Source organism: Ottowia beijingensis, assembly GCF_013423955.1.
Lineage (GTDB): Bacteria > Pseudomonadota > Gammaproteobacteria > Burkholderiales > Burkholderiaceae_C > Ottowia > Ottowia beijingensis.
In genome coordinates this window covers 86,157-109,766 of sequence record NZ_JACCKX010000003.1, presented here as the reverse complement: position 1 = coordinate 109,766, position 23,610 = coordinate 86,157, and the positions used below count along the sequence as shown (strand labels likewise).

Below are 23,610 nucleotides of genomic sequence, written 5' to 3'. Positions count from 1 at the left end.
GGCCACCGTGATGGCCATTGCCAAGAAGATCAGGAAGATCGCCGTTTCGGGGAAACGATTTGCTTCATCGGCGCAACCGCATGATCGAGCAGTACAGCCGTCAGGCCGGCTTTTTGCTGGAGGAGGGCGCCACGCCGCAACAGGTCGACAAGGCGATCGAGAAGTTCGGCTTCGCCATGGGCCCGTTCCGCATGGGCGACCTGGCCGGCAACGACATCGGCTGGGCCATCCGCAAGCGCCGCTATGTCGAGAAGCCCGACATGAAGTACAGCAAGACCGCCGACCTGCTGTGCGAGATGGGCCGCTACGGCCAGAAGACCGGCGCCGGCTGGTACGACTACCAGCCCGGCAAGCGCGACGCCATCCCGTCCAAGCTGGTCGAGGAGATGGTCGAGAAGCACCGCAAGGATCAGGGCATCACGCCGCGCAAGATCAGCGATCAGGAGATCGTCGAGCGCCTGGTGTATTCACTCGTCAACGAAGGCGCGCGCATCGTCGAGGACGGCATCGCCAGCAAGGCCAGCGACCTCGACATGGTGTACCTGACGGGGTACGGCTTCCCGATCTGCGCGGCGGCCCCATGAAGTACGCCGACCAGATGGGCCTGTTCAACGTGGCCGAAAGCATGAAGCGCTTTGCCCGCAACCCCAACGACGACGCCAAGTTCTGGCAACCCGCGCCGTTGCTGGCCAAGCTGGTCGCCGAAGGCAAGACTTTCAACTAAATACGGCTTCAGCCATTGATACACAAGCGCAAGCAGCTATAAATACAGGAGTATTGCAATGACCTCGGCCGTTATCGTTTCCACCGCCCGCACGCCCCTTGCCAAGAGCTGGAAGGGTTCCTTCAACATGACCCATGGCGCCACGCTGGGCGGCCATGCCGTCAAGCACGCCATCCAGCGCGCCGGCATCGACGCCGCCGAGGTGGACGACGTCATCATGGGCTGCGCCAACCCGGAAGGCGCCACCGGCATGAACATCGCGCGCCAGATCGCGCTGATGGCCGACTGCCCCATCACCACCTCGGGCATGACGGTGAACCGCTTCTGCTCGTCGGGCCTGCAGACCATCGCGCTGGCCGCGCAGCGCATCATCGCCGGCGAGGCCGATGTGTTCGTGGCCGGCGGTGTCGAAAGCATCTCGTGCGTGCAGCAGGAGATGAACCTGCACATGATCCAGGACCCGAACCTGGTGGCCAAGAAGCCCGAGATCTACTGGAGCATGCTGCAGACCGCCGAGCAGGTGGCCAAGCGCTACAACATCGGCCGCGACGCCATGGACGAATACGGCGCCGCCAGCCAGCAGAAGGCCTGCGCCGCGCAGGCCGCCGGCAAGTTCGACGACGAGATCGCCCCCATCACCGTCACCGCCGGCGTGGCCGACCCGGTGATGGGCCTGCGCACCAAGGAAGTGACGGTGAGCAAGGACGAGGGCACGCGCGAAGGCACCACCAAGGAAGGCATCGCCGGCATCCGTTCGGCGCTGCCCGGTGGCGTCATCAGCGCCGGCAACGCCAGCCAGTTCAGCGACGGCGCGGGCGCCTGCGTGCTGGTGAGCGAGGAGTACGCCAGCAAGAAGGGCCTGATGCCGCTGGGCCGCTTCCTCGGCTTCGCTGTCGCCGGCTGCGAGCCCGACGAGATGGGCATCGGCCCGGTGTTCGCCGTGCCCAAGGTGCTCAAGAAGCTGGGCCTCACGGTCAACGACATCGACCTGTGGGAGCTGAACGAAGCCTTCGCCGTGCAGGTGCTGTACTGCCGCGACAAGCTGGGCATCCCGGCCGACAAGCTGAACGTGAACGGCGGCGCCATCGCCCTGGGCCACCCCTACGGCGTGAGCGGTCAGCGCCTGACGGGCCACGCGCTCATCGAAGGCAAGCGCCGCGGCGCCAAGAAGGTTGCCGTGACGATGTGCATCGGCGGCGGCATGGGCGCTGCGGGCATCTTCGAAGTGCTGTGATCTAACCACCCAACAGCCGGACGCAGAGGGCGCTCGCAGAGGACGCAGAGAAAACCGAAGAGTCCTACGAACGCCTTTGGTTTCCCACCCCATCTGGAAGTGGTTTTTTCTGCGTTCTCTGCGAAACCTTGGCGTCCTCTGCGTCCGGCTGTTTGGCTGTTCGGCTGTTGTTCTCAAAACCGGTAGACGATGAACCTGCGCCAGACCCTCGACTTTCTGCTTTACGACTGGCTCGACGCGCCGACGCTCACGCAGCGCCCGCGCTTTGCCGAACATTCGCGCGAGACCTTCGACGCGGTGATGGAAACCTGCGAGCGCATCGCGCGCGAGAAGTACGCGCCGTTCAACCGCCTGGTCGATACCGAAGAGCCGCGCACGGTGACCGAGCCCGATGGCAGCCTGCTGCGCGCTGCCGCAGGCCACGCACGACGCTCGCGCCGCCTATGCCGAATCCGGCATGCTGGCCGCCGCGCAGGATTACGAGCACGGCGGCATGCAATTGCCGTACGTCATCGAAGCGGCCGCCAACGCCTTCTTCGGCAAGGCGTCGATCAGCATCGGCTCCAACCTGCTCACGGTGGGCAACGCCAACCTGCTGATGGTGCACGGCACCGAGTTGCAGAAGCAGGTGTTCGCCGCCAACGAATTCAACGGCCGCTGGGCCGGCACCATGTGTTTGAGCGAGCCGCAGGCCGGCTCGTCCTTGAGCGACATCACCACGCGCGCCACGCTGGAAGATCAGGACGATCCGCTCGGCCCGCGCTACCGCCTGCGCGGCAACAAGATGTGGATCTCCTCGGGCGAGCACGAGCTGACCGAGAACATCGTGCACCTCGTGCTGGCCAAGATCCCGGGGCCGGACGGCAAGCTGATTCCGGGCGTGAAGGGCATCTCGCTGTTCATCGTGCCGAAGAAGCTGGTCGACACCGAGGGCAACTTGACCGGCGTGCGCAACGATGTGGCGCTGGCCGGCCTGAACCACAAGCTGGGCTGGCGTGGCACCACCAACACGCTGCTGAACTTCGGCGAAGGCCAGTTCAAGGTCGATGGCGAAGCGGAGCCGTGGGCTACCTCGTCGGCCAGCCGCACCAGGGCCTGCGCTGCATGTTCCACATGATGAACGAGGCGCGCATCGCCATCGGCATGGCGGCGACCATGCTGGGCCTGGCGGGCTACGAGGCCTCGCTGGACTACGCCAAGACGCGCACCCAGGGCCGCCCCGTGGCCCTGCCGGCAAGGACCCGAGCCAGCCACCGGTGCGCCTGATCGAGCATGCCGACATCAAGCGCATGCTGCTGATCCAGAAGAGCTATTGCGAAGGCGCGCTGGCGCTGCTGCTGTACTGCGCCAAGCTGGTCGACGAGCAGCACACCGGCGATGCCGCCCAGGCCGACGAGGCCCGCCTGCTGCTGGAAGTGTTGACCCCATCGCCAAGAGCTGGCCGAGCGAGAACTGTCTGGAGGCCAACTCGCTCGCCATTCAGATCCACGGCGGCTACGGCTACACGCGCGACTTCTCCGTCGAGCAGTACTGGCGCGACAACCGCCTGAACATGATCCACGAAGGCACGCACGGCATCCAGGGCATGGACCTGCTGGGCCGCAAGGTGCTGATGGAGGGCAAGGGCCTGCAACTGCTGGCCGCGCGCATCCAGGCCACCATCGCCAGGGCCAGGCCGCAGCCCGCGCTGTCGGCGCACGCCGACGCCCTGGCGCAGGCCCTGGCGCGCGTGGGCGCGGCGACGAAAGCCGCCTGGGCTACCGGCGAACCCACCGAGGCGCTGGCCAACGCCGTGCCCTACATGCAGGCCTTCGGTCACGTCGTGCTGGCGTGGATCTGGCTGGAGCTGTCGCTGGCCGCAGGCGCTTCAAAGACGAAGCGCACCGCGCAGGCGTGGCGGGCGCAACGACCTATTTCTATCATTACGAATTGCCCAAGATTGACGCCTGGCTGCGCGTGGTGGAAAGCCGCGACATGACCTGTGCCAGCATGCCCGAGGCAGCGTTCTGAACACCGATACCCGAGGAAGCCCATGACCCGCACCATCCAGCAACTCTTCGATCTCAAGGGCAAGACCGCCCTCGTCACCGGCGGCTCGCGCGGCCTGGGCCTGCAGATGGCGCATGCGCTGGGCGAGGCGGGCGCGCGCATCATGCTCAGCTCGCGCAAGGCGAGTGATCTGGAAGAAGCCGTGGCCGATCTGCAAGCCGCCGGCATCGACGCGCGCTGGATCGCCGCCGACTGCGCCATCGAGGCCGACATCCACCGCCTGGCCGACGAGACGCTGGAGCGCATGGGCGACATCGACATTCTGGTGAACAACGCGGGCGCCGCCTGGGGCGCGCCGGCCGAAGACCACCCGCTGGAAGCCTGGGACAAGGTGATGAACCTCAACGTGCGCGGCTACTTCATCCTGAGCCAGCGCATCGCGAAGAAATCGATGATCGGCCGCAAGTCCGGTCGCATCATCAACCTGGCCAGCATCGCCGGCCTGGGCGGCAACCCGCCCGAGATGCAGACCATCGCCTACAACACCTCGAAGGGCGCGGTCGTCAACTTCACGCGCGCGCTGGCCTGCGAGTGGGGCAAGTACGGCATCACCGTCAATGCCATCTGCCCCGGCTTCTTCCCCAGCAAGATGACGCGCGGCACGCTGGAGAACCTGGGCGTCGACAAGCTGATTGCCAACGCGCCACTGCGCCGCCTGGGCGACGACGAGGACCTGAAGGGCATCACGCTGCTGTACGCCAGCGACGCCGGCAAGCACATCACCGGCCAGTGGCTGGCGGTAGATGGCGGGGTGAGCGTGGTGACCGGGGGATGAGGTTGATGTGGGTGCGCCGGTATATCTCCCTCTCCCCTCGGGGAGAGGGCAGGGGTGAGGGGGCAGCAGTCCCTTCCCGATCAATGGCCTGTGTGCCATGGACCTGTCTGACCCTCACCCCAACCCTCTCCCGCCAGCGGGAGAGGGGCAACGACCTCACCGCCAAACACCATGAGCCTCGACTTCGGCGCCGTCATCCCCTTCGTCATCGAACTCGGCTTCACGCTGGAGAAGTTCGAGGGCGGTGAATCCGTCATGCACTACGCCCCCGGCCCGAGCATTGCAACTCGTTCGGCGTCACGCATGGCGGGGCGGTGATGACCTTTCTCGACGTCATCATGGCCACGGCGGCGCAGCGTGCAGCCGGGCATGGGCGTGGTCACCATCGAGATGAAAACCAGCTTCATGCGGCCGGCGCCGGCGTCGAAGAACGGCGAACCGCTGGTCGGCCAGGGCCGGCTGATGCACCGCACGCGCAGCATGGCCTTTGTCGAAGGCTCGGTGTTCGACGCCAGCGGCCAGCTGTGCGCGCACGCCACCGGCACCTTCAAATACGTGCCGCCGGCCGAGCGGCCCGACCACACCAAGGGGCCGTTGCCCACCGACTGATTTTTCAAGCCAAATCGGCCTGCAGCGCTTATGCAGCAAGCGCTGGCAGCTATCAAACTGAAAGCAAAGGAGATTCCATGCCCAGCAACCGCCAGATCCTGCTCGACAACCGCCCCGAGGGCGAAGCCGTCGCCGGCAACTTCAAGCTCGTCACCACCGACACGCCCGCGCTGAAAGAGGGCGAAGTGCTGGTGCGCCACCACTACCTGAGCCTTGACCCCTACATGCGCGGCCGCATGAACGAGAGCAAGAGCTACGCCCAGCCGCAGCCGTTGGGCGAAGTGATGATCGGCGGCACGGTGGGCGAGGTCGTCGAATCGAAGCACCCGAAGTTCAAGACCGGCGATCAGGTCGTCGGCATGGGCGGCTGGCAAGAATACAGCGTGGTCGACGGCAACGCGCCGGGCATGCTGCGCAAGGTCGATACCACGCACGTGCCGCTGTCGTACTACCTGGGCGCCGTGGGCATGCCAGGCGTGACCGCCTGGTACGGCCTGACGCAGATCATCGCGCCCAAGGAAGGCGAGACCGTGGTGGTCAGCGCCGCCTCAGGTGCCGTGGGCAGTGCCTACGCCGCGCTGGCCAAGGCGCGCGGCTGCCGCGTGGTCGGCATCGCGGGCGGGCCGGAGAAGTGCGCCTACGCGGTCGATGAACTCGGCTTCGACGCCTGCATCGACTACCGCCAGCACCCCGACGTCAAAACCATGGCCAAGGCACTGAAGGAAGCCTGCCCGAACGGCATCGACGGCTACTTCGAGAACGTGGGCGGCTACATCCTCGACGCCGTGCTGCTGCGCACCAACGCCTTCGCGCGCGTGGCCGTGTGCGGCATGATCGCCGGCTACGATGGCGCACCGCTGCCGCTGCAGAACCCGGCGCTGATCCTGGTCAACCGCCTGAAGATCGAGGGCTTCATCGTCAGCGAGCACATGGAGCTGTGCCGCAGGCGCTGCAGGAACTCGGCACGCTGGTCGCGCAGGGCAAGCTGAAGCCGCGCGAAACCGTGGCGCAGGGCATCGAGAGCGCGCCCGAGGCTTTCCTTGGCCTGCTCAAGGGCAAGAACTTCGGCAAGCAACTGGTCAAGCTGATCTGACCTCATGGGCGCTGGGCGTGCCGGCCGGCGCGCCCTGTGGTATCGCCACACGCTCCCGGGCACACGTGCACACCGCTCCCGCAGCACCTCGCGGCCACAATCCGCGCGTCTGTACCGAGGAGATGGCATGCACGCCCTGATTCACCAACTGGCCCGGCGCTTCGCGCTGGATGACGGCCGCACGCAGCGGCTGTGGGCGCTTTCCGGCCTGCACCGGCGACCCGATGCGCTGGCAACGCACCTACACCGCGGCCTGGCCGTGCTGGCAGCGATGCTGCTGGGGGCGGGCCTGATCTTCTGGGTGGCGGCCAACTGGCAGGAACAGACGCGCGCCTTCAAGCTGCACCTGCTGGAAGGCGCCGTGCTGGCCAGCGCGGGGGCTGCGCTGCTGTGGCCGCGCGGGCGCACGGCGCTGTTGCTGCTGGCCACGCTGGCGCTGGGTGGCTTGCTGGCCTTCGTGGGCCAGACCTACCAGACAGGCGCCGATGCCTGGCAGCTGTTCGCCACCTGCCGCGCTGGCGCTGGTGTGGGCGCTGGCCGTGCGGCGCGATGCGTTCTGGGCTGTGTGGCTGCTGATCACCGGCCTGGCGCTGGCGCTGTGGTCGGGCGATGCGCTGTTCAGCCCCTTGCAGACGCTGCTGGGCGGCCGTTCGTCGCGCAGTCTGCTCACGCCCGTGCTGTGGGTGGCGGTGTTCCTGCTGCCGCTGGCCTTGCCGCGCTTGCGTCTGCTGCGCGAAGGCGCTGCCACGGCGCCACTCAGCTGGCGGCTGGCGGCGTTGATGGCGCTGGGCGCCTGGTGTGCCTATGCCGTCTTCGGCCTGCTCATGCGCGACCAGCTCTGGCAGTACTTCTTCAACGGTCTGCTGGTGCTGGGTGCAGCGGCGCTGGCGTGGGCGCTGCGGCCGCGCGACTTCGTGGTGCTGGGTCTGTCGGTTCTGGCGCTGAACGTGGTGGTGGTGGGCGGCTTCGCGCGCCTGCTGCTGGACGGCGCGCGCGGCGACAGCGCTGGCGTGACGCTGCTGCTGACGCTGATCGCCGCCGTGTGCGTGGGCACCAGCGGCACCTGGCTGTACCGCCTGCAGCGCGAGGAGGGCCAGGCATGAGCGCCGCCGCAATGACCGAGCGCCGTCTTATCGAACGCGCGCAGGCTGAGGGTCTGCTGCCACCTGAAGCCCGTGCGGCCTGGCAGGACGAGGCCGGGCCTTCATGGATCATCACCGTGCTCAGCTTCATCGGTGCGCAACTGGTGGTGCTGCCGTTCATGGGCTTCCTGGGTCTGCTGGCCAGCCGCTTCTTCTTTCAGCCGCCGGGCGCGTTCGTCATGGCAGCGGTGCTGATCGGCGGCGCCGCGCTGTCGCTGCGCGCGCGGCCTGCGATGTTCGTCACGCAACTGGCGTTCAGTGCCTTGCTGGCGGGGCTGGCCCTGCTGGCGATCGGCTTCGAGGGCGCGCTGCACAACCCGCAGTTGCTGACCATCCTGCTGGTGCTGCTGGGGACGGCGCTGTCGACCCGCGTCGCCTGGGTGCAGCGCGTGCTGGGCTTTCTGGTTGCCGGCGTGGCGCTGGCGGTGGTGCTGTGGCCGCTGGGCGCGGGCCACGCCGCCAACGACTGGGCGCGGTGGGAGTGGCGCTTCAGCGCCTTCCCGATGGTCATCAACGCCGCGCTGCTGGCGCTGGGCTGGGCGCTGTGGGTGGCGCGCGAACCGCGCGTGTCGGGCCGCCCATGGGCCGGTGCGCTGCATGCGCTGGCCGATGGCGCCGGCGTGGCGCTGCTGCTCGCGGTGGCGTATGGCGCCACGCGCCACTTCTGGTTGCTGGGCATGCTGCGCGGCGGGCCGGCGGGCTCGGCTGACGTGCCCACGGCCGGGCTGGCACGCATCTTCGATCCGGGCTGGCCGCAGCTGCTGCAGATCGCGTTGGTGCTAGGCGCGGCGATCTGGCTGCTGCGCCACTGGCACCTGCGCGAACGCTTGCCGGCGCGCGAGCTGGTGCTGCTGGCGCTGTTGTATTCGGTGCTGTTGGTGGGCTGCCTGGTGGTGCCGCACATCGGCGTGGTGGCGCTGGTCGGTACGCTGGCGCTGGGCACCGGGCGGCGGCTGATGCTGGGGCTGGCACTGGCGGCCTGCTGGCGCAGCTGTCGGGCTTTTATTACGCGCTCGACTGGCCGCTGGCCCACAAGGCGGCGCTGCTGGCCGGCCTGGGCGCGGCGCTGGGGCTGGCGCTGTGGGCCATGCGCGCGCCGCCGGCGGCCACGTCGCAGCAGGTCGAGCCGCCACGTCCGCATTGGTCTGCTCTTGTGTTGATAGCTGCTGGCGCGCTGCTGTCCTTGGGTTTGGTGCATTTCGATGTGCAGAAGAAGGAGCAGGTGATCGCCCAGGGCCAGAAGATCTACGTGCCGCTGGCGCCGCGCGATCCGCGCTCGCTGATGCAGGGCGACTACATGGCGCTGAACTTCGCTTTTCCTGAAGGCGTGCGCAAGGCGCTGAACGAGGACGACCGGCTGGGTCTGAATCGCCACGCCCAGGTGGTGGCGACGCTGGACGCGCGCGGTGTTGCCACGGTGCGGCGTCTGGCGCAGGATGGCGCACCGCTGGCCGCGGGTGAGCGCTTGTTGCCCGTCAAGCGACTCCAAGGTGACTGGGTTCTGGTCACGGATGCGTTCTACTTCCCCGAAGGGCAGGGCGAGCCATTCGCGCAGGCGCGCTTTGGCGAGCTCCGCGCCTTGCCCGATGGCCGCGCGCTGCTGGTGGGCCTGGCCGATGAACATCTGCAGCCGATCGCACCCGCGCCGCGCAAGCCACGACCTTGAGGAGAACCACATGGCCGCCACGCACGACGTCTTCAACCAGGTCACGCCGCTGGCCGACGTGAATCTGTTCGCCGGCAACCAGGCGCTGCAGGATGCGCTGAAGTTCAACGCCCCCGGCCTGAACACCGCGCCGCTGGCCGCGCTGGGCCAGTTGGCCGGCAGCGCGGCCATGCAGAACCACGCGCGCTGGCCAACGTGCACACACCCGAACTGCGCACGCACGACCGCTTGGGCCACCGCATCGACGAGGTGGAATTCCACCCCAGCTACCACGCGCTGATGGCCGCCGCCACCGAGGCTGGCCTGCACGGCACGCCGTATGCGCCCGATGAGCAGGCCAGCGGCCACGCCCATGTGAAGCGCGCGGCGGCGTTCCAGCTGTTCACCGAACTGGAACCCTCGGTGCTGTGCCCGATCTCGATGACCTACGCCGTCACGCCCGCGCTGCGCGACAACCCGGCCATCTTCAAGGACTGGGCGCCCAGGCTGGCTGCCCGCGCCTACGACCCGGCGCTGAAGCCCTGGCGCGACAAACCCGGCGTGACGATGGGCATGGGCATGACGGAGAAGCAGGGCGGCTCGGACGTGCGCGCCAACACCACGCGCGCGGTGCACGATGGGCGTGACGCGTGGGGAGCGCTATCGGCTGACCGGCCACAAGTGGTTCTTCTCGGCGCCGATGTGCGATGCGTTTCTGGTGCTGGCGTATGTCGAAGGGATGGGCGAGGGCGGCCTGTCCTGCTTCTTCCTGCCGCGCGTATTACCGGACGGAACGCGCAACACGCTGCGCATCCAGCGCCTGAAGGACAAGCTGGGCAACCAGGCCAACGCCTCGTCAGAAGTCGAGTTCGACGGCACTCTCGCCTGGCTGGTGGGCGAGCCCGGCCGCGGCGTGCCGCAGATTCTGGCCATGGGCACCATGACGCGGCTCGACTGCGCGCTGGGCACCAGCGGGCTGATGCGGCAGGCGCTGTCGATCGCGCTGCACCACACGGCCGAGCGCAGCGCCTTCGGCAAGCGCCTGATCGAGCAGCCGCTGATGAAGAACGTGCTGGCCGACCTGGCGTTGGAGAGCGAAGCAGCCATTGCCTTGTCGATGCGGCTGGCGCGCGCCTTCGACCAGCAGGGCGACGAGCAGCAGCGCCTGCTGGCGCGCGTGCTCACGCCCATCGCCAAGTTCTGGATCACCAAGCGCGGCAGCCTGTTCGCGCAGGAGGCCATGGAATGCCTGGGCGGCAACGGCTACGTGGAAGAGGGCGGCGAGGGCATCCCCGCGCGCATCTACCGCGAGATGCCGGTCAACAGCATCTGGGAAGGCGCGGGCAACATCATGGCGCTGGACCTTCTGCGCGCCTTGCGCAAGGGCGACGTAGCCGCCGCGCTGGCGCATGAGCTGGCGCCAGCGCGCGGCCAGCATGCCGCGCTCGACCGCATGATCGACACGCTGCCCACGCTGATTGACCACCACGCCACCGAAGCCACCGCGCGCACGCTGGCACGCGACGTGGCGCTGACGGTGCAGGCCGCGCTGCTGGCGCAGACCGCGCCGTCCGCCGTGTTCGGCGCCTTCTGCGATTCGCGCATCGCGCAGCGGCACGACGTGTTCGGCACGCTGGGCGCGGGCGCCGGCGTGGATGCGCTGATCGCGCGGGCCATGCCGGCTTGACCACAAACAATGGGAGTATATGGTTTTAGCGCCCTACTGGCGGGCTCTAGAGCATGACTACCTTGGGAGTATATTTTTCAAACCTTACCACTGAATGGAGACCGATTGATGATCAGCGACTTCAAAGGCAAGACCGCCGTGTTGACCGGCGCCGGCTCGGGCTTCGGCCTGGAGTGCGCGCGCATCGCCGCGCAGCGCGGCATGAACGTGGTGCTGGTCGACATCCAGCCCGATGCGCTGGCCGCGGCCGAGGCCGAGATCAAGGCCCTGGGCGTCAAAACCCTGGCGCGCCGCGTCGACGTCAGCAAGGCGCCGGAGATGGACCAGCTGGCCCGGCAGGTGCAGGAAACATTCGGCGCGCCGCACTTCGTCTTCAACAACGCCGGCGTGGCGGTGGGCGGCCTGGTCTGGGAGAACACCGTCAAGGACTGGGAATGGGTGCTGGGCGTCAACTTGTGGGGCGTCGTCCACGGCGTGCGCGGCTTCACGCCGATGATGCTGGAGGCGGCCAAGGCCGACCCGGCGTACCAGGGCCACATCGTCAACACCGCCAGCATGGCCGGGCTGCTGACGCCGCCCAACATGGGCGTCTACAACGTCAGCAAGCACGCCGTGGTGGCGCTGACCGAGACGCTGTACCAGGACCTGAAGCTGGTGACCGACCAGATCAGCGCCAGCGTGCTGTGCCCGTACTTCGTCGCCACCGGCATCAGCCACAGCGAGCGCAACCGCCCCGGCGACATGCCCGCGGCCGAGATGACCGCCTCGCAGCGCATCAGCCAGGCGCAGACCGACAAGGCCGTGAGCAGCGGCAAGGTCACCGCCGCCGAGGTGGCGTACAAGGTGTTCGACGCCATCGCGCACGACCAGTTCTACGTCTTCAGCCACCCCAGGGCGCTGGGCAACGTCAAGTCGCGCACCGATGCGATCGTCGCCATCCATAACCCACCCGACCCGTTTGCCGAACGGCCGGAGATCGGCGTCGGCCTGCGCGCGGCGCTGCGTGGTCAAGCGGCTTGAGGTCGCGGCCCAGGGTGCGTTAACTATGGTTTGGATAGCTGCTTGCGCTCGCCCGCTTGCGCTGCAGCCCGATTAGACCAATTTCTTCTGATGGGCCGATAGGCATTCGCGCCATCGGCCGACAGCCGCCGACGCACGCGGCGCCTACAGTGCCCCCATGCCGTCGGCACCAGCCCCTTTGTTCCTCGTCTTCAACGCGGCGTCCGGGCGCGGCGACACGCCCGATGTCAGCCGGCACGTGGCCGAGCGCCTGCGCGCCGCCGGCCGGCGGGCTGAATGCTTCGTCGCCCGCCAGCCGGGTGAACTGGGCGCCGTCATCGGTCGCGCCGTCAACGCCGCCCGCGATGCGCGCGGCATCGTGGTGGCGGCGGGCGGCGACAGCACGCTGAACGCTGTCGCGCAGGCGGTGTGGAACGCCGGCCTGCCGATGGGCGTGCTGCCGCAGGGCAGCCTCAACTACTTCGGCCGCACGCACGGCATGTCGACCGATCTGGATGCCGCGGTGGACGCCTTGCTGGGCGCGCGCGTGCAGCCGGTGCCGGTGGGCATGGTGGGCGAGCGACTGTTTCTGGTCAACGCCAGCGTCGGCCTGTACCCGCGCCTGCTGGAAGCGGGCGGGCAGCGCCATGGCCGCAGCCGGCTGGTGGCCTGGATCGCCGGGCTGGGCACGCTGCTGCGCGGCCGCAGCCTGATGACGCTGGAGCTGCACGACGGCACCGAAACCCGCGTGGTGCGCACGCGCACGCTGTTCGTCGGCCACAACGATCTGCAGCTGCGCGCCCTGGGCCTGCGCGAACCGCTGGCCGCCGAAGCAGGGCGCCTGCTCGCCATCACCCTGCCGCCGGCGCCGCCGCTCGCCACGCTGTGGCGAATGCTGCGCGGCAGCATCGGCCGGCTGGACGGTGCCGCGCGCGTGGACAGTTTCTCCGTCGATCGGCTGGTGGTGCAGCCAGGCCGGGGCAGTGGCGGCATGCAGCTCGCCATCGACGGCGAGCTTGCGCACTTGCCGGCGCCGCTGGTGTTTCAGCTCGCGCCCCGGCCGCTGCGTCTGCTGGTGCCCACGGCCGCGCGCGGACTGCCCGGTCTGGCCGCGCAGTAGCACCCGCGGCTTCAGCGCGGTACCGTGTTGAGCCGGCGCTGCCATTCGTCGGGCAGCAGGTCGAACAACGGCGTTGGGTCGCGGTACATCATGGTGGAGAGCGAGCGCGTGTCCAGCTGCGGCAGGTTGTTGGCCGTGTCCAGCCAGGCCAGCTGCGACATCCAGGCGATGTTGATCGTGCCATCGGGCTGCGGGCGGGATGTGATCAGCGCCAGCATGCGCTTGGCCGCGGCACTGCCCTGGGCGGCAGCGGCCTGGTACAGCCGCATGGCTTCCGCGTAGTTGGCAGGCACCACGACGCCACGGTGCGCGCGCTGGGCTCTTTCCAGCAATCGATCGGCCTCCGTCGCGGCGGCCGACGCCGGCCGCGCATCCTTCAGATCGAGCAGTTTCAGATTGGCCGCGGCCGCGCGGGAGTGCGGCGCCGCGGCCTGCAGATGTTGGCGCGCGCTGCGCAGATCGCCGTTGACGATGGCCTCCAGCCCCAGCTCTATATGCGCCTGCGTATCGCCCTCGGCTGCGGCGCGTTCCAGCATCTGGCGCAGGGGCAAGCGCAGGCTGGTCACGCCCTGGGGGTCACTGGAGCGCACGGCAAGGGTTGTGCGCGGCTCTCCAGCACCCATTCCAGATAGAGCGCCCGGGCACGGTGGTGCGCACGCAGTTTGTTGATGGCCTGCCGCGCGGCCGACGTGTCGGGCGGCCCCGCGCAGCCATCAAGTGCGCACCAGGCCAGGCCGGCGTTGGCCAGCGGCTGGCGTCCGAAACGCGTTGCGCGCTCGAACCACATCTGCGCCGAGGCCGTCGAGCGCGGCCCTGCGCCGCCGTGCAGGTCGATCAGCCCCAGCGTCCAGGCGGCATTGGCCGCCGCATTGGTGCTGCCGAAGCCCGACCGGGGTTGTGCCTGGCGGCGCAGCAGGTCCAGATCCCTGCGCACGGCAGGATCGGCCAGAAGGTTGCTCGTCTGACGCGCCTCCGGCAGCGCGGGCGATGCCGGCGCACGCACAGGCCCCAGTTGAGGGTCGGCAGCTCGCTGAGAAGGATTGGCCACCGGATCGGCTGGCGGCAACGGGTTGCGCGGCAAGCTGACGGCCGGCGCCTGACCGCTGGGCGCCTGGACATCCGGCACCCTTGCGGTCGGCGCCTGGATCTCAGGCAGCGTTGCCGCCCGCGCTGCTGCCTGTACCGATACGCAGGCGATCAGCAGGCTCGTGGCGACCATGCCCATGCGCCAGTCCGCGCCGCGCGGTGGCGCATCCGGCGGGCCCGCATGTTGACGCTGCGGTGCTCATGGCCCGTGCGTCGCCTTACTGGGCGGCGCCGTTCTTGCCCGCTGCGGCTGCGGCAGCGGGGCGCGCCGGCAGGATGCGCCATTCCAGGGTCTGCGCGGCCATGTTGCCGGCACCCACCGCGGCCTCGAATTGCTCACGCAAGGCTTGCAGCGACGCGACGCCCTGCATGCGGGTCAGCGCGGGCACGTTCAGCTCAGGCGGCATCTTCAGCATCGGGTCTTCGTTGGTGGCCACGCACATCAGCGCTTCCGAGCCCTTGGCGCCTGCGGTCAACACGAACGCCGGATAAGGCACCATCCAGTCGGGCAGCCGGATGGCCTGATTGGCCGACACCAGCGATTCGGGACTCAGCATGTTGGGCTGGATCTTGACGATGTTGCCATTGGCGTCGTTGATGTAGCAGAACAGGTGTGCGGCACGCGAAATCGTCGCCGACGCAAAGATGTGCGTCCCCGCCTCGAAAGCCGTGCGGTCCCGGCTGGTGTTCTCGATCTGCAGATCGATCGTGAAGGGTTCGATCTTCGTCTGGCCAGCACTCAACTCGGCCCATCCGACGCGCGCCAGCTGCCCGTCTTCGCCCACGGCCACGAAATCGCGCAAAGCGCGCTCATAGACGGGAAGTCGATCTCGCCCGTGACCACCGCACCCACATCGGCCTGGAAGCGGCCGACCGCTTCGCGCAGCAGGGCGTGGCCCGGTGGCAGTGCCGTTTCGGACGCTGCGAGGTAGCCTCGGCTCGCCAGATAGCGCTGCACCATGCGCGAGCGCGTGGTGCGGTCGCCCTCGTCGTACCACACGCGCAGCTGGCGCTGGAATTCGGGGTGGGTGTTGTCCAGCGTCAGGCAGCGCCAATAGGGCAGGTGGGTCCACTTGCCCGCCAGCTCGATCGCGGCCAGCTCCACCAGGGTGCGCATCGCCGCGCCCGAGCCCTGCACGAGGTCGCGGCCGACGTTGAACTGCACACCGTAGGTACCAATGCGGCCGGCCAGATCCAGCCCCTGGCCCGAGGTGCCCATGATGACCTCGTTGGCCGAGTCCAGCCCTGGGATCAGCGTGCGCGTGCGAAAGTCGCCCAGGTGCATCTCCAGCCCGATGATGGTGGCGGCGCGGCTGCGGTCGTAGCCGGCTTCGATGCGCGCGCCCGAAAGCCCTGCACTGTGCCGGTTGCTCAGCACGTTCTGATCGACGAAGGAAATGGCACCGGACACATACAGCGCCGGACGCTGCAACTCCATCTGGTTGTTGTTGAGCAGGATGGTGGTCAGGTTCTGCACCGTGTCCTGGCGCGCGATGTCGACCTCGAAATCGACGTAGCGGAACGCATTCGACTGGCGCGACATCTGCGACAGCGCGGTGATCACCATTTCCTTGGCCGCCACCGGCACGCGCCCCGAGAAATCGGGGATGTACTTGCTGGTGATCAGCGTGGTCGGCACCTCGGCGTCGCGCATCATCCGGTCCATGCAGACCAGCGAGTCGCTGAAGCTGGACATCGAGCGGACCGGCCGCGTGGCGGGCCGGTCGGTGGCACTGGCGTAGGACTGGAAGAGGGCATCCTCCTTGGGCGACAGCGGGGTGGCGCAGCCCGAGAGGACGGCGACCGCGGCCAGAGCGCAGAACAGCAATGTCCGCGCTTTCCTCCGCGTTCGGCAGCGCCCGAGAAGTTGCCGTGTCCCATGATGTCCTCCCTCCGCTCTGGCGAGCCTCTCAGTTGCTGGTGCTGGCGGCGTGCCGCGCAGCTTCTTATTTGCAGATGGTGACCACGTCGCCGCGCAGCACCGCGATCTGGTCTCCACCACTCATGCCGTAGCGGCCTGAAGGGCCGGCTGCGGTAGGGGCGATGGTGTTGCTCGCCACTTCCGTGGTGCAGGTGCGCTGCAGGGCGTTGCCGGTCTGCCGGCTGACGACATCGCGCTCGGTTTGGACAGTTCCGCTGCCGCCTTCGAGCGCGGAAAAAGCCTTGGCTTCATAGCGCGATACCTTGGCCTGCAGCCAGGACGGAATATCCGTTTCGTTTTCGATTTGCCCCGAGGGCTGAAACGGCGGAGCGGGCAGGGCCAGGTAGCTGACCTGACCGTTCAGCATGATCGGGTCCGAGCCGGGGGCGAACTGCGCCCAGCCGCTCTGCGCAGCGCAAAGCAGAACCAGGCCAGGGGCGATGGACAGGAGCTTGAGCTTCATGGCAATCCCCTTTCGACAAGAATAAAAACGGCGGAACCGGGACGGGGGCCACCGGTTCCGCCGTGCGCTTCAGGCCCTTTGATCGCTCATTCGCAGGTCAGGCAGGCGTTGTTGCTGGAGAAGTTCTGCACCGCCCTGGATCCGGTGCCAGTGGCCTTGGCAGCCAGGAAGGCGCCCTTGCCGAGGACGATCTGCAGTTGGTCGGCGCCGACGCCGACCGAGCCCACGTTGCTGGCCAGGTTGTTGTTCGCATACGAGTCGCTGGCACTTGCGTAAGCCAGCACGCCACTGTTCTTGAGCGCAGTGATTTGGGTCGACTCGACGCCCTGGTCGATCAGCACGCCGCTGGTGTTGCTGGACATGTTGTTGACGGCCTTGGAGTCGGCGCCACTGGCCCAGGCGATGGAAGCGGTGTTTTTCAGCGCGGTCACCTGGATGGTCGGGCCCTTCAGGACGATGTCGTGGGCGCACAGGTCGCAGGCCTCAGGCGTCGGCGAAGGAGACGGAGCCGGTGGATCCTTCGGCTTAAAACTTGCGTCTTGGGCCATCGCAGACGTGGCGACAAACGCAGCGGTCAGGAAAAGCAGTTTCGCGTTCATGATGAGATCCTCCAAAGGTGTGGTGAGACACGGATCCGGAGCGGCGGGCGAATTCCAGCAGTTCCGGGGGTGACTCCGCCGCATCCGGCCTCCTGTTTTTCGGTGCTCGTCATGCGGTGTCGTCGGGGTGCAGTGTCCTGCGCATTCAGCCCGACACCAATCGCTACAAATGGATACGTCGTATGGTGGACATGTGGCATGTGTTTGGGGGCTCCAACCTCGCGGATCATGGCTCACTACAACAGCGCGCAGCTCCTGCTTGGATAGCATTCAACGGATTTCGATGGGGTAGTAACAAAAAGTGTTTATTGCAAATATTGGAAAAGAAGCGCAGGATATCCCTCTTCGATGTTGTGACAAAGCCTAAGTTTTTGTGCAAAGTTCACAACTTGTGCGCAGGAGATGTTTACAAACTCCGCGTTCAGCTCCCGAGTCGCAGGCGTCGCAGGCTTGGAGGGGTTACAGATGTTTCGAAACGCAGGCGCCGGGGGATCGACATGAGCACAACCAACATGGACTGGAGGGACCCGGCGTCACCGGGCCGTGGGGGCAAGGCAGTTGACAAGCCTGCAGCACCGATGACTTTCGGATCGAGCTGGCCCGACTTCCTCATCGGCCAGCCCGATCAGCCGGTGCAGGTGCTGCTGGTGGACGACGACCCCACATGCGCCGCGTGGTGTCGCAGGAGTTGCTGACCGACCCCCGCATCCACCTGGTGGGCCAAGGGGCGTCGCTGCGCGAGGGCAAGCGCCTGATTGCGCTGCACGAGTTCGATGTCATGCTGGTCGACCTGAACCTGGGCGACGGCACCGGGTTCCAGCTGATCGAATACATGAAAAGCATGCGGCCGGTGGCCGAGGCGGTGGTGGTGTCGGCCATGGAAGACGAAGAGCACGCCATTCACGCGTTCGAATTGGGCGCCACGGGTTATCTGATCAAGAACTCCTGGTTCGGCAGCTTCCCGCAAGCGGTGCTGCAGGTGGTCAACGGCGGGGCGTCGATCACACCCAACCTGGCGCGCCGGCTGATGAAGCGGCTGGATGGCAGCCCACGGGCTGCCGGCGTGCCCGCGCATGCCAGCCGCGGCGCGGCCTCGGGCGAGAAGCTGTCGGATCGCGAGCGCGAGATCCTGCGGCTGGTGGCCACGGGCCACACCAGTTGCGAGATCGGCAAGCGCCTGGGCATCAGCGACCAGACGGTGAACACGCACATCAAGAACATGTACCGCAAGCTGCAGGTTCGAACGCGAGCGCAGGCCGTGAACCTGGCGTCGATGCGTGGCCTGCTGTAGTGAGCGCTGTCGACGCGCAGGCCGTTTGACGTCGCGGCAGTGCCGGCCATGACCGGCAGGAGGGCCGGATAGCCATGTCCATCATGTGGCCGGTGCTGTTGCTGAGCCTCGGCCTGGCGGGCTACGCCCTGCTGGGCTGGCGCCAGCGTGGCGATACGCGCGATCTGCGCTATGGCCTGGCGCTGCTGGCCTGGTCCGCCCTGCTGGCGGCCGGCGAACTGGGGCGTCTGGGTGCCCCGGATGAAGTGGTGCGGGCCGCCACACGGGGCAGCTATCAACTCACGATCCTGGCCGTGTCGGCCTTCCTGATGGCCTGGGTGCGGGGCCTGGGCTGGGGCGACAAGGTGCTGATGGCCAGTCAGGCCGCGCTCGGCCTGTTTCTGGCGCCGCTGCAGGCGGCCGCGCTGCCGGCCGGATGGGGCCAGGCGTGGTTCTGGGTCAATGCGCTGGGCATCACCGCCCTGGTGCTGCGCCTGGCGCACGCCATCTGGCGCCGCACCGATGCCGAGAGCTGGATGGTGCTGCTGGTGGCCGTGCTGGGCCTGGGCGTGGTGCTGACCGACCTGCGGCAGGCCGCTGATGGGCCGGCACTGGTGTCGGTCTCGCACTACTTCTTTGCGGTGGCGCTGTTCGTACTGTGGCTGGCGCTGACGCAGCGCGTCGGCAACTCGCGCAGATCGATCGGCGAGGGCGGCTCGTCTGCGCACCAGGTGCAACGCCAGCTGGCCCAGGACCTGCACGATGGCGTGGGCTCGCAGCTGACCACCCTCATCTCGGCGCTCGATGCCGGCTCGCCCGAGCAGCGCGCCACCGCCGCCACGCTGCAGCAATGCCTGCTGGAGCTGAAGCTCCTGGTGGATGGCATCAACGAGGAGGGCTCGGTCGTCAGTCACCTGGCCAGCCTGCGCTATCGCATGCAGCCGTTGCTGGCTGCGGCTGGCATGGATCTGCAATGGCGCCTGGTCGATGAGGAGCAGCTCGAGCGCGCGCAAGGGCCCGCCGCGCGCCAGGTGCTGCGCGTGGCGCAGGAGGCGCTGGCCAACGCCGTGCGGCATTCCGGCGCCGACACCGTGGTGCTGAGCTGCTGCCACATGAACAGCGCCGACGCGCTGCTGCTGGAAATCGCCGACAACGGCAAGGGCATGGCGTACGAGCGCTATGCGCGCACCGCGTCGTCGGGCGAACCGCACCGTGCGTCGCACGGGAAAGGCCTTTCGGGCATGGTGCTGCGCGCCAGCCAGATGCACGGCCAGCTGAGCGTGGAAAGCGCGCCGGGCGAGGGCACGCGCGTGCGCCTGCAGGTGCCCATGGCGGCGCTGATCCAGCCGACGGCGGAACGGCGCCGCGCCCCGGCCTGATCCTGCCCGTGCCGCCTGCGGCGCGCGGCATCTGCTGTGGCAAACTTCCCCGCTTTTTCGACTCGCCGGGCGGCGCCATGCCGCCGCGCGGCACGCACGCATGCTTTCCATCACCGCCCAGATCGCCGCCGAGCTCAAAGTACGTGAAAACCAGGTCGCCGTGGCCGTCGAACTGCTCGACGGCGGCGCCACCGTCCCGTTCATCGCCCGCTACCGCAAGGAGGCCACCGGCGGCCTCGACGACGTGCAGATGCGCGAGCTGGAAGCGCGCCTGGCCTACCTGCGCGAGCTGCACGAGCGTCGCGCCGCCATCCTGACAAGCATCGACGAACAGGGCAAGCTCACGCCCGAGCTGCGCGCCGCCATCGACGCCGCGGCCACCAAGCAGGAACTGGAAGACCTGTACCTGCCCTACAAGCCCAAGCGCCGCACCAAGGGGCAGATTGCGCGCGAGTTCGGCATCGAGCCGCTGGCGGATCAACTGTGGGCCGATCCGACGCTGGATCCGCAAGAAGCGGCCAAGCCCTTCGTGAAGGCAGAGAAAGGCGAGGGCGGCGAAGACTTCACCACCATCCCTGCCGTGCTGGACGGCGTGCGCGACATCCTGAGCGAGCGCTGGGCCGAGGACGCCACGCTGGTGCAAGGCCTGCGCGAATGGCTGTGGGCCGAAGGCCTGCTGCAAAGCAAGCTGGCCGCCGGCAAGAACGAGAACGACCCCGAGGTCGCCAAGTTCCGCGACTACCACGACTACGACGAGCCCATCGGCCGCGTGCCCAGCCACCGCGCGCTGGCGGTGTTCCGTGGGCGGGCGCTGGAGATTCTGGATGCGAAGCTGGTGGTGCCGGAGGCCGTCAGCCCTCACCCCAGCCCTCTCCCCAAAGGGGCGAGGGAGTCAACAGCCGAGGCGCTGCGGACTCGCTCCCTCTCCCGCGTGCGGGAGAGGGCAGGGGTGAGGGTGTGGCGTCGTCGGCCAAAGGCCCAGCCCCCAGCCTCGCCGAAGGCCGCATCGCCCTGCACCTGGGCTGGAGCCACCAGGGCCGCCCGGCCGACGACCTGCTGCGCAAGTGCGTGGCGTGGACCTGGCGCGTGAAGCTCAGCCTGAGCACCGAGCGCGACCTGTTCGCCCGCCTGCGCGAAGATGCCGAGCAGGTGGCCATCAAGGTCTTCGGCGACAACCTGCGCGACCTGCTGCTGGCCGCGCCCGCCGGCGCCAAGGCCGTCATGGGGCTCGACCCCGGCATCCGCACCGGCGTGAAGGTGGCCGTGGTTGATGCCACCGGCAAGCTGGTCGACACCGCCACCGTCTACCCGCACGAGCCGCGCAAGGACTGGGACGGCAGCGTGCACACGCTGCCAAGCTGGTGGCCAAACACGGTGTGCAGCTCATCGCCATTGGCAACGGCACCGCCAGCCGCGAGACCGACAAGCTCGCGGGCGACCTGATCAAATTGGTGCAAAAACAGGCTGCAGCGCTTGCAGAACAAGCGCCACCAGCTATTGAAAAGATAGTAATCAGCGAAGCCGGCGCCTCGGTCTATTCGGCCAGCGAATACGCCAGCCAGGAACTGCCCGACGTGGATGTGAGTCTGCGCGGCGCCGCCAGCATCGCGCGCCGCCTGCAAGACCCGCTGGCCGAGCTGGTGAAGATCGACCCCAAGAGCATCGGCGTCGGCCAGTACCAGCACGACGTGAACCAGAGCGAACTGGCGCGCCAGCTCGACGCCGTGGTCGAGGACTGCGTGAACGGTGTCGGTGTCGATCTGAACACCGCCAGCGCGCCCTGCTGGCGCGCGTGTCGGGCCTGTCGGGCACCGTGGCCAAGGCCGTGGTGCGCTGGCGCGAATCGCACGGCGCGTTCAGAAGCCGCCAACAGCTGCTGGAAGTCAGCGGCCTCGGCCCCAAGACCTTCGAGCAGAGCGCGGGCTTTCTGCGCATTCGCGGCGGCGACAACCCGCTGGACATGACCGGCGTGCACCCCGAGACCTACCCAGTGGTGGAGCAGATCATCGTCAAGACCGGCAAGCCCATCGACCAGCTCATGGGCCGCAGCGAACTGCTCAAACCGCTCAAGCCCGAAGCCTTCGCCACCGAACAGTTCGGCGCCGTGACGGTGAAGGACATCCTGGCTGAGCTGGAAAAACCCGGCCGCGACCCGCGCCCCGACTTCAAGGTGGCGCGCTTCAACGAGGGCGTGGAAGACATTGCCGACCTCAAGGAGGGCATGGTGCTCGAAGGCACGGTGAGCAACGTCGCCCAGTTCGGCGCCTTCGTCGACCTGGGCGTGCACCAGGATGGCCTGGTGCACGTGAGCCAGCTGTCGAACAAGTTCGTCAACGACGCGCGCGAGGTCGTCAAGGCCGGCCAGATCGTGAAGGTGAAGGTGCTCGAAGTGGACGTGCCGCGCAAGCGCATCAGCCTGACGATGAAGCTGGACGCGCAGGCGCCGCGCCGCGATGGCCCACGCGAGAACCGCTTCGAGCACGCCGGCCGGGGCGACCGCGGCCGCGGTGGCTACGCAGGCGGGCAGGGCAGGGGCAACGCGCCCACGCCCCAGGGCGCCATGGCTTCGGCGTTTGAAAAGCTCAAGGGCTTGCAGAGCAAATAGGCCTGCATCGCTTGTCTGGTCAGCGCCAGCAGCTATTGAAACGAGAGCGAAAAACAGATTCGGTCCAGCATCCGGCACCGTGGGGCGCCGAATGCGCGGTGGTCATCAGGCCGGCTTGGGCCAGGTGGCCAAAGGTACCGAGGGCACAGCCACGGTCGGCAAAGGCACCGTGGGCAGTTCGCGCGGCACTTCATCGTCGGGGTCGCTCTCGGGTGCGTGGCGCGTCATCGCGCGAAGCGCCGTGGTGGCATGGGCCGCGCCGGTCATCAGCGACAACCAGCGGACGGTGAATTGGGTCAAGAGCTGGTGCATGGTTTGTCTTCTCCATACATCGGCAGAAAGGGCGGTAGTCGGAACCTGTTCCGCCCCGCGTGGTGGGGCATGGTGCGCCACGTCCCCACTATAGGTGCGAGGCCGCACGAAGGCCAGAGTTCCCGCCCCGCCGGTGGGGGCGTGTTGTGACCAGCTGTGTCGCGCGCTTTGCCAGAATGCCCGCATGACGCCACGCCCCGTGCTCTACACCTTTCGCCGCTGCCCCTACGCCATGCGCGCCCGCTGGGCGGTGCAGGTGTCGGCGCTCGACGTGGAACTGCGCGAGATCACGCTGCGCGCCAAGCCCGCCGCCATGCTGGTCGCGTCGCCCAAGGGCACGGTGCCCGTGCTGGTGCTGCCGGGTGGCCAGGTCATCGACGAAAGCTTGGACGTGATGCGCTGGGCGCTGGCGCAGCACGATCCCGAGGGCTGGCTGACGCCCGCGCAGGGCACGCTGGCCGAGATGCTGGCCCTGATCGAGGCCTGCGAGCGCGACTTCAAGCCGCACCTCGACCGCTACAAGTACCCCGCGCGCTACCGCGCCGAGTGGGGCGGGGCGCCTGACGCGGGTGACAGCGATCCGTTGGCGCGCGCCTTTGCGGCGCAGCATTTCGATGTTGCCCAGGGCTTTCTGTCGCTGCTGGCGGTGCGGCTGGAGGGTGGTGCGGCACCGCGTTACCTGTTCGGTACCCGCCCCGCGCTGGCCGACTTCGCCATCGCGCCCTTCGTGCGCCAGTTCGCCCGCCACGACGCGGCACGCTTTGCACAGCAGACGGCGCCCGCGCTGTCGCAGTGGCTGGGCGCCTTGCTCGCGCGGCCCGATTTTGAGGCCGTGATGGCGCGGCAAGCAGTGTGGGCCGACACCGGCGCGCGCTAACATCAGTCGGTCCTGATATCC

The 23,610-nt window shown here is 68.0% G+C and carries 18 protein-coding genes and 10 pseudogenes; 21 read left to right on the top strand and 7 right to left on the bottom strand.

The window, feature by feature from the left end:
• The 16 genes and pseudogenes from H0I39_RS20785 to H0I39_RS20730 all read left to right on the top strand — a co-directional run.
• Nucleotides 1-724 (top strand): annotated as a pseudogene (locus tag H0I39_RS20785) (3-hydroxyacyl-CoA dehydrogenase family protein); the annotation flags it as partial.
• 58 nt (nt 725-782) lie between these two features.
• Nucleotides 783-1,958, top strand: coding sequence for an acetyl-CoA C-acyltransferase (locus tag H0I39_RS20780; protein WP_180551494.1), 1,176 nt, complete (start codon nt 783-785; stop codon nt 1,956-1,958).
• Between the two features lie 391 nt (nt 1,959-2,349).
• Nucleotides 2,350-3,075: an acyl-CoA dehydrogenase family protein gene (locus tag H0I39_RS24485; protein WP_373368368.1), complete on the top strand. Its 726-nt coding sequence runs from the start codon at nt 2,350-2,352 to the stop codon at nt 3,073-3,075.
• Nucleotides 3,021-3,224, top strand: coding sequence for a hypothetical protein (locus tag H0I39_RS24480; RefSeq protein WP_373368370.1), 204 nt, complete (start codon nt 3,021-3,023; stop codon nt 3,222-3,224). The genes H0I39_RS24485 and H0I39_RS24480 overlap by 55 nt, the downstream gene beginning before the upstream one ends.
• 46 nt (nt 3,225-3,270) lie before the next feature.
• Nucleotides 3,271-3,489, top strand: a pseudogene (locus H0I39_RS24475) (acyl-CoA dehydrogenase family protein); the annotation flags it as partial.
• A gap of 21 nt (nt 3,490-3,510) precedes the next feature.
• Complete coding sequence (locus H0I39_RS24470; protein ID WP_373368369.1) at nt 3,511-3,936, top strand: acyl-CoA dehydrogenase C-terminal domain-containing protein; 426 nt, start codon at nt 3,511-3,513, stop codon at nt 3,934-3,936.
• A 54-nt stretch (nt 3,937-3,990) separates the two neighbouring features.
• A complete protein-coding gene (locus H0I39_RS20770; RefSeq protein ID WP_180551495.1) occupies nt 3,991-4,782 on the top strand; it encodes an SDR family oxidoreductase in 792 nt (263 codons plus the stop codon).
• Nucleotides 4,783-4,953: 171 nt separating this feature from the next.
• A pseudogene (locus H0I39_RS20765) lies at nt 4,954-5,391 on the top strand (PaaI family thioesterase).
• Between the two features lie 77 nt (nt 5,392-5,468).
• Nucleotides 5,469-6,484 (top strand): annotated as a pseudogene (locus tag H0I39_RS20760) (NADP-dependent oxidoreductase).
• Between the two features lie 4 nt (nt 6,485-6,488).
• Nucleotides 6,489-6,947: pseudogene (locus tag H0I39_RS22930) on the top strand (DUF2157 domain-containing protein); the annotation flags it as partial.
• Between the two features lie 22 nt (nt 6,948-6,969).
• Nucleotides 6,970-7,587: a hypothetical protein gene (locus H0I39_RS20755; protein WP_180551911.1), complete on the top strand. Its 618-nt coding sequence runs from the start codon at nt 6,970-6,972 to the stop codon at nt 7,585-7,587.
• Nucleotides 7,584-8,656, top strand: a pseudogene (locus H0I39_RS22925) (DUF4401 domain-containing protein); the annotation flags it as partial. The gene H0I39_RS20755 and the pseudogene H0I39_RS22925, both read left to right, overlap by 4 nt.
• A gap of 57 nt (nt 8,657-8,713) precedes the next feature.
• Nucleotides 8,714-9,292 (top strand): GDYXXLXY domain-containing protein, encoded by a 579-nt coding sequence (locus tag H0I39_RS20745; RefSeq protein WP_180551921.1) that lies wholly within the window; start codon nt 8,714-8,716, stop codon nt 9,290-9,292.
• Nucleotides 9,293-9,302: 10 nt separating this feature from the next.
• A pseudogene (locus H0I39_RS24465) lies at nt 9,303-10,958 on the top strand (isovaleryl-CoA dehydrogenase).
• Between the two features lie 108 nt (nt 10,959-11,066).
• Entirely contained in the window at nt 11,067-11,978 is a 912-nt protein-coding gene (locus H0I39_RS20735) for an SDR family oxidoreductase (protein WP_180551500.1), read from the top strand.
• A gap of 157 nt (nt 11,979-12,135) precedes the next feature.
• The gene (locus H0I39_RS20730; protein WP_180551501.1) at nt 12,136-13,077 is read left to right on the top strand and encodes a diacylglycerol/lipid kinase family protein; all 942 of its coding nucleotides are present in this window, start codon (nt 12,136-12,138) and stop codon (nt 13,075-13,077) included.
• Between the two features lie 11 nt (nt 13,078-13,088).
• Here H0I39_RS20730 and H0I39_RS20725 read toward each other — a convergent pair whose 3' ends face one another.
• From H0I39_RS20725 to H0I39_RS20705, 6 genes are all read right to left on the bottom strand, one after another.
• The gene (locus H0I39_RS20725; protein ID WP_180551920.1) at nt 13,089-13,643 is read right to left on the bottom strand and encodes a hypothetical protein; all 555 of its coding nucleotides are present in this window, start codon (nt 13,641-13,643) and stop codon (nt 13,089-13,091) included.
• Nucleotides 13,640-14,296, bottom strand: coding sequence for a hypothetical protein (locus H0I39_RS20720; RefSeq protein ID WP_180551919.1), 657 nt, complete (start codon nt 14,294-14,296; stop codon nt 13,640-13,642). Before H0I39_RS20720 ends, H0I39_RS20725 begins: the two co-directional genes overlap by 4 nt.
• An 85-nt stretch (nt 14,297-14,381) precedes the next feature.
• Entirely contained in the window at nt 14,382-14,966 is a 585-nt protein-coding gene (locus H0I39_RS22905; protein ID WP_257646291.1) for a DUF4384 domain-containing protein, read from the bottom strand.
• The gene (locus H0I39_RS20715; RefSeq protein WP_257646290.1) at nt 14,903-15,991 is read right to left on the bottom strand and encodes a peptidoglycan-binding domain-containing protein; all 1,089 of its coding nucleotides are present in this window, start codon (nt 15,989-15,991) and stop codon (nt 14,903-14,905) included. The genes H0I39_RS22905 and H0I39_RS20715 overlap by 64 nt, the downstream gene beginning before the upstream one ends.
• A 118-nt stretch (nt 15,992-16,109) precedes the next feature.
• A complete protein-coding gene (locus H0I39_RS20710; RefSeq protein WP_180551504.1) occupies nt 16,110-16,547 on the bottom strand; it encodes a hypothetical protein in 438 nt (145 codons plus the stop codon).
• A gap of 86 nt (nt 16,548-16,633) precedes the next feature.
• The gene (locus H0I39_RS20705) at nt 16,634-17,146 is read right to left on the bottom strand and encodes a hypothetical protein (RefSeq protein ID WP_180551505.1); all 513 of its coding nucleotides are present in this window, start codon (nt 17,144-17,146) and stop codon (nt 16,634-16,636) included.
• A 578-nt stretch (nt 17,147-17,724) separates the two neighbouring features.
• On the opposite strand from H0I39_RS20705, the pseudogene H0I39_RS20700 reads away from it, so the two are divergent.
• From H0I39_RS20700 to H0I39_RS23635, 4 genes and pseudogenes are all read left to right on the top strand, one after another.
• A pseudogene (locus H0I39_RS20700) lies at nt 17,725-18,437 on the top strand (LuxR C-terminal-related transcriptional regulator).
• 74 nt (nt 18,438-18,511) lie between these two features.
• Complete coding sequence (locus H0I39_RS20695; protein ID WP_180551506.1) at nt 18,512-19,795, top strand: sensor histidine kinase; 1,284 nt, start codon at nt 18,512-18,514, stop codon at nt 19,793-19,795.
• Nucleotides 19,796-19,895: 100 nt separating this feature from the next.
• Nucleotides 19,896-20,660: pseudogene (locus H0I39_RS23640) on the top strand (Tex-like N-terminal domain-containing protein); the annotation flags it as partial.
• A 119-nt stretch (nt 20,661-20,779) separates the two neighbouring features.
• Nucleotides 20,780-22,400, top strand: a pseudogene (locus H0I39_RS23635) (helix-hairpin-helix domain-containing protein); the annotation flags it as partial.
• Nucleotides 22,401-22,505: 105 nt separating this feature from the next.
• On the opposite strand, the gene H0I39_RS20680 reads toward H0I39_RS23635, so the two are convergent.
• A complete protein-coding gene (locus H0I39_RS20680) occupies nt 22,506-22,712 on the bottom strand; it encodes a hypothetical protein (RefSeq protein ID WP_180551507.1) in 207 nt (68 codons plus the stop codon).
• 184 nt (nt 22,713-22,896) lie between these two features.
• Between H0I39_RS20680 and H0I39_RS20675 the strand changes: the two genes are divergently transcribed.
• Complete coding sequence (locus H0I39_RS20675) at nt 22,897-23,589, top strand: glutathione S-transferase N-terminal domain-containing protein (RefSeq protein ID WP_180551508.1); 693 nt, start codon at nt 22,897-22,899, stop codon at nt 23,587-23,589.
• Nucleotides 23,590-23,610: the final 21 nt, after the last annotated feature.

What these genes read in the sequence shown, in the direction of transcription:
- H0I39_RS20780 (WP_180551494.1), top strand. Translation starts at nt 783, where the DNA reads ATGACCTCGGCCGTTATCGTTTCCACCGCCCGCACGCCCCTTGCCAAG.
- H0I39_RS24485 (WP_373368368.1), top strand. Translation starts at nt 2,350, where the DNA reads ATGGCAGCCTGCTGCGCGCTGCCGCAGGCCACGCACGACGCTCGCGCC.
- H0I39_RS24470 (WP_373368369.1), top strand. Translation starts at nt 3,511, where the DNA reads ATGATCCACGAAGGCACGCACGGCATCCAGGGCATGGACCTGCTGGGC.
- H0I39_RS20770 (WP_180551495.1), top strand. Translation starts at nt 3,991, where the DNA reads ATGACCCGCACCATCCAGCAACTCTTCGATCTCAAGGGCAAGACCGCC.
- H0I39_RS20755 (WP_180551911.1), top strand. Translation starts at nt 6,970, where the DNA reads ATGCCTGGCAGCTGTTCGCCACCTGCCGCGCTGGCGCTGGTGTGGGCG.
- H0I39_RS20745 (WP_180551921.1), top strand. Translation starts at nt 8,714, where the DNA reads ATGCGCGCGCCGCCGGCGGCCACGTCGCAGCAGGTCGAGCCGCCACGT.
- H0I39_RS20735 (WP_180551500.1), top strand. Translation starts at nt 11,067, where the DNA reads ATGATCAGCGACTTCAAAGGCAAGACCGCCGTGTTGACCGGCGCCGGC.
- H0I39_RS20730 (WP_180551501.1), top strand. Translation starts at nt 12,136, where the DNA reads ATGCCGTCGGCACCAGCCCCTTTGTTCCTCGTCTTCAACGCGGCGTCC.
- H0I39_RS20720 (WP_180551919.1), bottom strand. Translation starts at nt 14,296, where the DNA reads ATGGTCGCCACGAGCCTGCTGATCGCCTGCGTATCGGTACAGGCAGCA.
- H0I39_RS20710 (WP_180551504.1), bottom strand. Translation starts at nt 16,547, where the DNA reads ATGAAGCTCAAGCTCCTGTCCATCGCCCCTGGCCTGGTTCTGCTTTGC.
- H0I39_RS20705 (WP_180551505.1), bottom strand. Translation starts at nt 17,146, where the DNA reads ATGAACGCGAAACTGCTTTTCCTGACCGCTGCGTTTGTCGCCACGTCT.
- H0I39_RS20695 (WP_180551506.1), top strand. Translation starts at nt 18,512, where the DNA reads ATGTCCATCATGTGGCCGGTGCTGTTGCTGAGCCTCGGCCTGGCGGGC.
- H0I39_RS20680 (WP_180551507.1), bottom strand. Translation starts at nt 22,712, where the DNA reads ATGCACCAGCTCTTGACCCAATTCACCGTCCGCTGGTTGTCGCTGATG.
- H0I39_RS20675 (WP_180551508.1), top strand. Translation starts at nt 22,897, where the DNA reads ATGACGCCACGCCCCGTGCTCTACACCTTTCGCCGCTGCCCCTACGCC.